Source organism: Streptomyces sp. NPDC005898, from assembly GCF_040629635.1.
In the GTDB taxonomy this organism is placed as follows: Bacteria; Actinomycetota; Actinomycetes; order Streptomycetales; family Streptomycetaceae; genus Streptomyces.
Genome location: NZ_JBEXWC010000053.1, coordinates 1 through 9,666 on the forward strand (window position 1 = coordinate 1; position 9,666 = coordinate 9,666).

General features: G+C 69.7%; 4 protein-coding genes. 3 read left to right on the forward strand and 1 reads right to left on the reverse strand.

Translation table 11 applies throughout. The features are described 5' to 3' along the window. The 3 genes from ABZ385_RS33100 to ABZ385_RS33110 form a co-directional block, all read left to right on the forward strand. A partial coding sequence (locus tag ABZ385_RS33100; protein ID WP_358914191.1) for an SDR family NAD(P)-dependent oxidoreductase occupies window positions 1-7,175 on the forward strand: 7,175 nt, incomplete at its 5' end. A 33-nt stretch (window positions 7,176-7,208) separates the two neighbouring features. Next, window positions 7,209-8,246, forward strand: a complete 1,038-nt coding sequence (locus ABZ385_RS33105) for a ketoacyl-ACP synthase III family protein (RefSeq protein WP_358589471.1) — start codon at window positions 7,209-7,211, stop codon at window positions 8,244-8,246. A 52-nt stretch (window positions 8,247-8,298) separates the two neighbouring features. Then, a complete protein-coding gene (locus ABZ385_RS33110) occupies window positions 8,299-9,054 on the forward strand; it encodes an alpha/beta fold hydrolase (RefSeq protein ID WP_358914192.1) in 756 nt (251 codons plus the stop codon). Window positions 9,055-9,382: 328 nt separating this feature from the next. Here ABZ385_RS33110 and ABZ385_RS33115 read toward each other — a convergent pair. Next, window positions 9,383-9,666: hypothetical protein (locus tag ABZ385_RS33115; protein ID WP_358589466.1), on the reverse strand; the 284-nt coding region annotated here is incomplete at its 5' end.

The following is a 9,666-nucleotide window of genomic DNA, read 5'->3' on the forward strand; positions in this document are numbered from 1 at the left end:
AGGCGCGTGGTGAGTTGTCGCCGGTGGATGTGGGCTGGTCGCTGGTATCGGAGCGGGCGGAGTTCGAGAACCGGGCCGTCGTGGTCGGCGGGGACATGGACGCACTGGTGTCCGGAGTGGGCGCGCTGGCGCGGGGTGAGATCGCCTCTGGAGTGGTGACCGGTCCGGGCGAGGGTGTGACACGGACGGCTGACCGTGTGGTGTTCGTTTTCCCGGGTCAGGGTTCGCAGTGGGCGGGTATGGCGGTGGAGTTGTTGGATTCCGCGCCGGTGTTTGCGGAGCGGTTTGCTGAGTGTGGTCGGGCGTTGGGGGAGTTTGTCGACTGGGATCTTGAGTCGGTGGTGCGGCAGGTGCCGGGGGCGCCGTCGTTGGAGCGGGTGGATGTTGTTCAGCCGGTGCTGTGGGCGGTGATGGTGTCGCTGGCCGCGTTGTGGCGTTCGTACGGTGTTGAGCCTGCTGCGGTGGTGGGGCATTCGCAGGGTGAGATCGCGGCTGCGTGTGTGGCGGGTGGGTTGTCTCTGCGGGATGCGGCGAGGGTGGTGGCGCTGCGTTCGCAGGCGATCGCCGGTGGGCTGGCGGGGCTGGGCGGCATGGTGTCGGTGTCGCTGAGTGCTGGTGAGGTTGTTGAGCGGATCGCGGCGTTCGGTGGCCGGATTCAGGTCGCGGCGGTGAATGGTCCGGCGTCGGTGGTGGTGGCCGGTGAGGTCGAGGCGCTTGATGAGTTGCTGGCCGGGTGTGAGGTTGATGGGGTGCGGGCGCGTCGTATCGCGGTGGATTACGCCTCGCATTCGGCGCAGGTGGAGGTCATTGAGGAGCGGCTTGCGGAGCTGTTGGCGGGGATTGAGCCGAAGTCGTCGTCGGTGCCGTTCTATTCGACGGTCACGGGTGCGCTACTGGATACGGCCGAGCTGGATGGCGCGTACTGGTATCGCAACCTGCGGCACACGGTTCGCTTCGAGGAGACCGTCGGTGGTTTTCTCGAGGAGGGGGACGCGGTCTTCATCGAGGCGTCGGCCCACCCGGTGCTGACCATCGGGCTCCAGGAGATCGCCGAGGCCCATGGCGCGGACAACAGCGTGGTGCTGGGCTCGCTGCGTCGGAATGAAGGCGGTCTCGACCGCTTCCTGACCTCGCTCGCGGAGGCCTACGTCCAGGGCGTGCCCGTGGACTGGACGGCGGCGTTCACCGGGACCGGCGCGTCCCGCGTCGAGCTGCCCACGTACGCCTTCCAGCGTCAGCGCTACTGGCTGGAGACCTCGCCCGGCTCGGCGCGCGTCGACGAGGTGGAGGCGCGCTTCTGGGAGGCGATCGAGAGCGAGGACCTCGCGTCCCTCGCCGCCACGCTTGAGGTCGAGGGCGATCAAGAGCAAGCGTTGCTGAGCAGCTTGCTGCCCACGCTGGCCTCCTGGCGGCAGAAGCGGCAGACGCAGCGGCGACAGCCGGCCCAGCAGCAGTCCGGCACATCGCTCACCGCCGCCGAGGAGGACCCCAACGCGAACGATGGACTCGCCGGGCGGCTCGCCGCGCTCGCCGTGGCCGAACAGGAGAGGGTGCTGCTCGACCTGGTCCGTACCCACAGCGCGGCGGTGCTGGGGCACGCCGGTATGGACGCGGTCGCGGTGGGACGGGCGTTCAAAGACCTCGGCTTCGACTCGATGCGCCTGATGGAGCTGCGGAAGCGGCTCAACGAGGCCACCGGGCTGCGGCTGCCGACGGGCGCGGTCTTCGACTACCCCACGGTCTCGCTGATGGCCGGGTACCTGCGTGCGGAACTCATGGGCTCCGACGCAGACGCCGACGCCGGCGCGGTGGGGGCCGACACGGCGACGCCGCGCCCGGACGACGAGCCGATCGCGATCGTCGCCATGGGCTGCCGCTTCCCCGGCGACGTCAGCACGCCCGAGGAGCTGTGGCAGCTCGTCGCCGAGGGCCGGGACGCGGTCTCCGAGATGCCGAGCGACCGCGGCTGGAACATCGAGGACCTCTACGACCCGGACCCCGAGCAGCCCGGCAAGAGCTACGTCAGGGCGGGCGGCTTCATCCACGACGCCGCCGAGTTCGACCCGGCGTTCTTCGGGATATCGCCGCGTGAGGCGTTGGCGATGGATCCGCAGCAGCGCCTGCTGCTGGAGACCACGTGGGAGGCGCTCGAGCGCGCGGGCATCGACCCGGCCTCGCTCAAGGGCAGCCAGACCGGCGTATTCGCCGGTACGACGTACCAGGATTACGGCACGCCGCTGTACGTGGCGTCGGAGGGTCTCGACGGCTACCTGCTGACCGGCAAGGCGTCTGCCGTGGTCTCCGGTCGTCTCGCGTACTTCCTCGGCCTCGAAGGCCCCGCCATCACGGTCGACACGGCCTGCTCCTCGTCGCTCGTGGCGCTTCACCAGGCCGCTCAGGCGCTCCGGCACGGCGAGTGCTCGCTGGCCCTGGCCGGTGGTGTGACGGTCATGGGTGCGCCGGGCATCTTCATCGAGTTCAGCCGCCAGCGCGGTCTTTCGGCCGATGGCCGCTGCAAGGCGTTCTCCGCGGAGGCGGACGGTACGGGCTGGGGCGAGGGCGCGGCCATGCTCGTCCTGGAACGGCTCTCCGACGCCCGCCGCAACGGACACCCAGTACTCGCGGTCATCCGGGGCAGCGCGATCAACCAGGACGGCGCCTCCAACGGCCTGACCGCCCCCAACGGACTCTCCCAGCAGCGGGTCATCCGCCAGGCACTCGCCAACTCCGGCCTCTCGACCACCGACGTGGACGTGGTCGAGGCGCACGGCACGGGCACCACGCTCGGCGATCCGATCGAGGCGGAGGCGCTGCTCGCCACGTACGGCCAGGGGCGGCCCGAGGACCAGCCGCTGTGGCTCGGTTCGCTCAAGTCGAACATCGGCCACACCCAGGCGGCGGGAGGGGTGGCCGGGGTGATGAAGATGGTGCTCGCTCTGCGGCACCGCGTCCTGCCGAAAACACTCCACGCCGACCAGCCGTCGCCCAGGGTGGACTGGACGTCCGGGGCCGTGGAACTGCTCACCGAGCAGCGGGCATGGCCGGAGATCGGCCGACCGCGCCGGGCGGCCGTCTCCGCCTTCGGCGTCAGCGGGACCAACGCCCACCTCATCCTGGAGCAGGCCCCGGCCGAGGAGCCGACGCAGCCGGCGACGCCGGGCCGCGAACCGGTCATGGTGCCCTGGGTGCTCTCTGGTCGTGGTGTGGAGGTGTTGCGGGGGCAGGCGGAGCGGTTGCTGGCGCATGTTGAGGCGCGTGGTGAGTTGTCGGCGGTGGATGTGGGGTGGTCGCTTGCCTCTGGTCGGACGCGGTTCGAGCACCGTGCGGTCGTCGTCGGTGATCAAGGAGGGCTGCGTGCGGGGCTGGGTGCTCTGGCGCGGGGTGAGGACGTTGCGGGTGTGGTGACCGGTCCGTCTTCGGGCCTGTCCGGTGCGGGTGACCGGGTGGTGTTTGTCTTCCCGGGTCAGGGTTCGCAGTGGGCGGGTATGGCGGTGGGGTTGTTGGATTCCGCGCCGGTGTTCGCCGATCGGTTCGCTGAGTGTGGTCGGGCGTTGGGGGAGTTTGTCGACTGGGATCTTGAGTCGGTGGTGCGGCAGGCGGATGGTGCCCCCTCGTTGGAGCGGGTGGATGTTGTTCAGCCGGTGCTGTGGGCGGTGATGGTGTCGCTGGCCGCGTTGTGGCGTTCGTATGGTGTTGAGCCTGCTGCGGTGGTGGGGCATTCGCAGGGTGAGATCGCGGCTGCGTGTGTGGCGGGTGCGCTGTCGCTGGGTGATGCGGCGAGGGTGGTGGCGCTGCGTTCGCAGGCGATTGCTGAGGGGTTGGCGGGGCTTGGCGGGATGGTGTCGGTGTCGCTGAGTGCTGGGGAGGTTGCTGAGCGGATTGAGTCGTTCGGTGGCCGGATTCAGGTTGCGGCGGTGAATGGTCCGGCGTCGGTGGTGGTGGCCGGTGAGGTCGAGGCGCTTGATGAGTTGTTGGCCGGGTGTGAGGTTGATGGGGTGCGGGCGCGTCGTATCGCGGTGGATTACGCCTCGCATTCGGCGCAGGTGGAGGTCATTGAGGAGCGGTTGGCGGAGCTGTTGGCGGGGATTGAGCCGAAGTCGTCGTCGGTGCCGTTCTATTCGACGGTCACGGGTGGTCTGTTGGACACCGTCGAGCTGGATGGCGGGTACTGGTATCGGAACCTGCGGCACACGGTTCGTTTCGAGGAGACCGTCGGTGGTCTTCTCGCGGAAGGGGACGCGGTCTTCATCGAGGTATCCGCTCACCCGGTGCTGACCATCGGGCTCCAGGAGATCGCCGAGGCCCGAGGCGCGGAGCAGAGCGTGGTGAACGGCACCCTGCGCCGCAACGAGGGAGGTCCGCAGCGCTTCCTGACCTCCCTCGCCGAGGTGTACGTCCACGGAGTGGCCGTCGACTGGATCAAGGCGTTCGACGGGGCTGGGGCCGCGCGGGTGGATCTGCCGACGTACGCCTTCCAGCGCCAGCGTTACTGGCTGAACGCCTCGCTCGGGGCCGCCGGCACCGGCGCGGTGACCGGCCTCGGGCTCGGCTCCGCCGAGCATCCGCTGCTCGGCGCGGCCGTCGAGCTCGCGGGCTCCGACGGCGTACTGCTGACCGGGCGGCTGTCGCTGCGCTCCCACCCCTGGCTCGCCGATCACGCGGTGGGCGGCACCGTGCTGCTGCCCGGCACCGCGTTCGTGGAACTCGCGGTCCGCGCGGGCGACGAGGTCGGCTACGACCTGGTGGAGGAGCTGACCCTCCAGGCGCCGCTGATCTTCCCGGAGCGCGGCGGTGTGCAGCTCCAGCTCACCGTCGAGGAGCCGGACCGTACGGGCAGGCGCGCGCTGAGCGTCTACTCGCGGCGGGACGGCGACTACGGCGCACAGTCCTGGACGTGCCACGCGACGGGCGTCCTCGCCGTCGCCGACCGGTCCGCCGCCGCGCGACGGAGTGCGACGGTCGACCTGGCCAGCGTGTGGCCGCCGGTGGACGCGGTCCCGATCCAGGTCGAGGACCTGTACGAGAACTTCGCAGCCACCGGCTACGACTACGGGCCGGCCTTCCGGGGCGTACGGGCCGCGTGGCGGCGCGGGGACGAGATCTTCACGGAGGTCGTGCTCGACGAGGAGCACCACGCGGAGGCCGCCCGCTTCGGCGTCCACCCCGCGCTGCTCGACGCGTCGCTGCACGGGATGCGCCTGGGGGCGTTCTTCTCCGACAACGACCGGGTGAGCCTGCCGTTCTCGTGGAGCGGTGTGACCCTGCACGCCGCCGGAGCGGTGGTGCTGCGGGTCGCCCTCAGCCCCACCGAAGAGGGCCACGACACCGTGGCCATCACGGTGGCCGACGGTACGGGCGCGCCGGTCGCGACGGTCGAATCACTCGTGCTGCGACCGGTGGACCCGACCCAGCTGGGGCGCTCCCGCGACGGTCTGCGCGACGCGCTGTTCGGCGTGGAGTGGGTCGAGGGCGCAGAGACCCCTCGCCCGGAGGCGGCGCCGGCGGAGTCCACCGCGCCCGGCTCGTGGGTCATCGTCGGCAGCGACGAGTTCCGGGCGCGCTCCGCACTGATGGCCGCGGGGAAGTACGTCGAGGCCTATCCGGACCTGGCGGCGCTGAGCGCGGCCCTCGACGCGGGTGCCGTCACGCCCGAGGTGGTGCTGGTCACCGCCCAACCCGCGACGACCGGCCCGCTGACCTCCCAGGACGCGGCGGAAGCGGCTCACGAGACGATCCTCTCGGCCCTCCGATCGGTCCAGGCGTGGCTCGCGGACGACAGGTTCGAGGAGTCCCGACTGGTCTTCCTCACCCGTGGCGCGGTCGCCGCCGAACTCACGAAGGGCACGCTCTGCCCGGCCGCCGGCGCCGTATGGGGCCTGGTCCGCTCCGCGGAGACGGAGAGCCCGGGCAGGTTCGTCCTCCTGGACGTCGACGACAGCCGTGCCTCCTGGCGTTCGGTGACGAAGGCGCTGGCCTCGTACGAGCCGCAGCTCGTCCTGCGCAAGGGCAAGGCCCGCGTACCGCGGCTGACCCGTAAGCCGGTGCCGCCGGCCGGCGAGGGCGCGCCCGTGCTCGACCCGAACGGAACGGTGCTGGTCACCGGCGGTACCGGGCTGCTCGGCAGCCTGGTCGCCGACCGGCTGGTGGCCGAGCACGGCGTACGCAACCTCCTGCTCACCAGCCGCCAGGGGCCCGAGGCCCCTGGCGCGGCGGAGCTGGCGAAGCGGCTGACCGAACGGGGCGCGCACGTCACCGTGGCCGCGTGCGACGTGGCCGACCGGGACGCCCTGGCGTGGCTGCTGGACTCGGTCCCCGCGGAGCACCCGCTTACCGCGGTCGTGCACACCGCAGGAGTCCTGGACGACGGCATCGTCCCCTCGCTGACCGAGGACCGGGTTCGGGCGGTGCTGCGCCCCAAGGTCGACGCGGCGCTCAACCTGCACGAGCTGACACAGGACCTCGACCTGTCGGCCTTCATCCTGTTCTCCTCCATCTCGGGCACCCTGGGCGGCGCGGGCCAGGCCAACTACGCGGCCGCCAACGCCTTCCTGGACACGCTGGCCCAGGAGCGGCGGGCGCGTGGTGGGCACGCCGTGGCGATGGCGTGGGGCCTGTGGGCCGAGCGCAGTAGCATGACCGGCCACCTGGACCAGGCGGGAACGGCGCGCATGACCCGGTCGAGCCTGACCGAGCTCACCTCGGCCGAGGGCATGGAGCTCTTCGACGCCGCCTGGCACCTGGGCAACGACGAGGCGTTCGTCGTGCCCGCCCGGCTCAACCACGCCGAGCTGAAGGAGCGGGCCAAGGCCGGGACCACACCGCCCCTGCTGCGCGGCATCGTGCGCACCGCGACACGGCGGACCGCCGAGTCCTCGGCCGAGGAGGTCGCCACGCTCAAGACGCGGTTGGCGGAACTGACCGACACCGAGCGGGAGGAAGTCCTCCTCGACCTGGTGCGCCAGTACGTCGCCGACGCCCTCGGCTACGGGTCGGCCGACCAGATCGCGCCGGAACAGGCCTTCAAGGACCTGGGCTTCGACTCGCTGTCGGCGCTCGACGTCCGCAACCGGCTCAACGCCGCCACGGACCTGCGGCTGCGGCCCACGCTCGTATTCGACTTCAGCACAGCGGGCCAAATCGCCCGGTACCTCAAGAAGGAAATCCTCGACAGCTGAATCTCTGGTCGAGGACACGAAAGGGAACGCGCAGTGAGAGTAGAAGACGTCTACATCAGCTCTGTCGGTGTGCACCTGCCCGAGTGGGTCAGCAGCGAGCAGGCGATCGCGGAGGGCATGTACGACGAAGAGGTGTACAAGGCCAGCGGCCTGACCGGCACCCACGTGGCCGGTGACGTACCGGCGGTCGACATGGCCGTCAGCGCGGCGCGCAGCGCCATCGAGCGCGCCGGGGTGGAAGCCGAGTCGATCGACTCCCACATTCACAGCAGCGTCTACTACCAGGGCCCGGACGGCGCGTACCCGCCTGGTTACATCCTGCGGGAGCTGGGCGCGGGCAACATACCCGCCCTCGACATCCACCAGGGCTGCAACGGCATGCTCGCGGCGCTGGACACCGCTGTCGGCCAGGTCACCGGCGCCGCGAAGCTGGAGACGGTGCTGCTGACCACGGCCCAGAACTTCAGCACCCCCACGATCAACCGCTGGAAGGACTTCGGCACCACCTACATCCTCTCCGACGGCGCCGCGGCCGCCATCGTCAGCGCCGACAGCGGCTTCGCCGAGATCCGCGCGCTCAACACCGGCACGCTGCACAAGCTGGAGAAGTGGCACCGCGGCGAGGAATCGCTGCTGCCGCCGCAGACCAAGGTCTACGAGGAACTCAGCGTCGGCGAGCGGGCGATCCAGTTCAACGAGAACGACATGCCGCTCACCGAGATCCTGGAGAGCCTGTCCGCGTTCGACCTGGACATCCTCTTCCGCTCGCTGGTCGATGCCGACGTCAACGCCTCCGACATCGCCAAGGTCATCGCGATCAACCTCGACGGCCGCATGATCGACCAGGCGCTGATGCAGCCGCTCGGCCTGCCGATGGAGCGCTCCAGCTGGGAGTTCGGCAAGTCCGTCGGTCACGCGGGCGCCGCCGACCTGATCATCTCGCTCGAGCACAGCGTGCGCACCGGCGAACTCTCGCCGGGCGACCACGTGCTCCTCACCTCCCAGGGCCCGGGATGGATCTGCTCGTCCGCCGTGCTCAAGATCACGGATGTGCCCAACTGGGCCAGCTGAGGCCTGCACCAGCCGACGCCGAGCGTCGGCCGAGAGAGGAAGTTGAAACACAGTGACCGGAGCATCCAGTGCCTGGGTCCGACAGTTCCACCCGGCCCCCGAGGCCGCGACGCGGCTCGTCTGCTTCCCCCACGCCGGGGGATCGGCGCCGTTCTACCATCCGGTCTCGCAGCGGCTGTCGCCGGCGGTGGACGTGCTGGCCATCCAGTACCCCGGACGGCAGGACCGGCGGCACGAGCCATGTGTCGAGACGGTCGAGGCCCTGGCCGAGCAGTTGGTCGACGAACTGCGCCCGTGGCTCGACAAGCCGGTGACGCTCTTCGGACACAGCATGGGTGCCTCGGTCGCCTTCGAGGTGGCGCGCCGCCTCGAAGCCGCGGGTACGGTGCCGCTCGGCCTGTTCGCCTCGGGCCGCCGCGCACCGTCGCGCCCCCGCGACGAACGCGTCCACGAGTCGGATGACGACGGCCTGATCGCCGAGATGAAGCGGCTGAGCGGCACCGACGCGGCGGTGCTCGGAGACGAGGAGCTGCTGCGCATGGTGCTGCCGGCCATCCGCGCCGACTACCGCGCCGCCGAGCTCTACCGCTACGCGCCGGGGCCGCGACTGAACTGCCCGATCTACGCGCTGGTGGGTGAGGACGACCCCAAGGTGACGGTCGACGAGGCCACGTCCTGGGCCGACCACACCAACGGGCCGTTCGACATCAAGGTGTTCAAGGGCGGTCACTTCTACATCAATGCGAATGCCTCGGCGGTGATGGACGCGATCGAGGCGCACATCGAGGGAGCCGCCCCGGTGAGCTGACCCGGCGACGGGGAGGTAACGGACGGCGAAGGCAGCTCCTTGTCGGCCGGCATAACACCTGACGCTAATTCAACAAGGTGACAAGAACCCGCCTTTACCGGCGCGAGGGGAACTGCTGAACCGGTGCAACCTGCGGTTCCGTGCCCAACTCCCCACGTTCCTACCGCTTGTGAGTGACGTCACAGCAGGTGGTCAGAGAGTGAGGCGGGAAGGGCGATGATCACTCTAGGTGAGGGCGCTCCGAGGTGCGGCAGTGATCTTGTGGCTCGCTGCCGCACCTCACTCCGAGTGCTGGTCACCGTCGGTGATTCCCTTTGCCGTGGGTGACTCAATGGTCTCCGGCCTCACCGTTTCCCCTGCCCTTGGCCAGGCTTGACAGGGTGCCAGGGGTGCGATTTAGCTGTGTGTGACTTAGCTGTGTGACGCTGAATAGATAGAAGTAGCGTCCTTTAACGAAGATTTGCCGAAGAGTATTTGCCTCGGGTGTATGGGCGAATAGCGGCACGTTTACATCTTGTTTTTCGACCGAGCGGGGGCCGTCGATCGTGTTGTCGGATGCTGGTTTGGTGCGGGATGACGCTGTAGCTGTTGTTGGTGTGTCGTGTCGTTTTC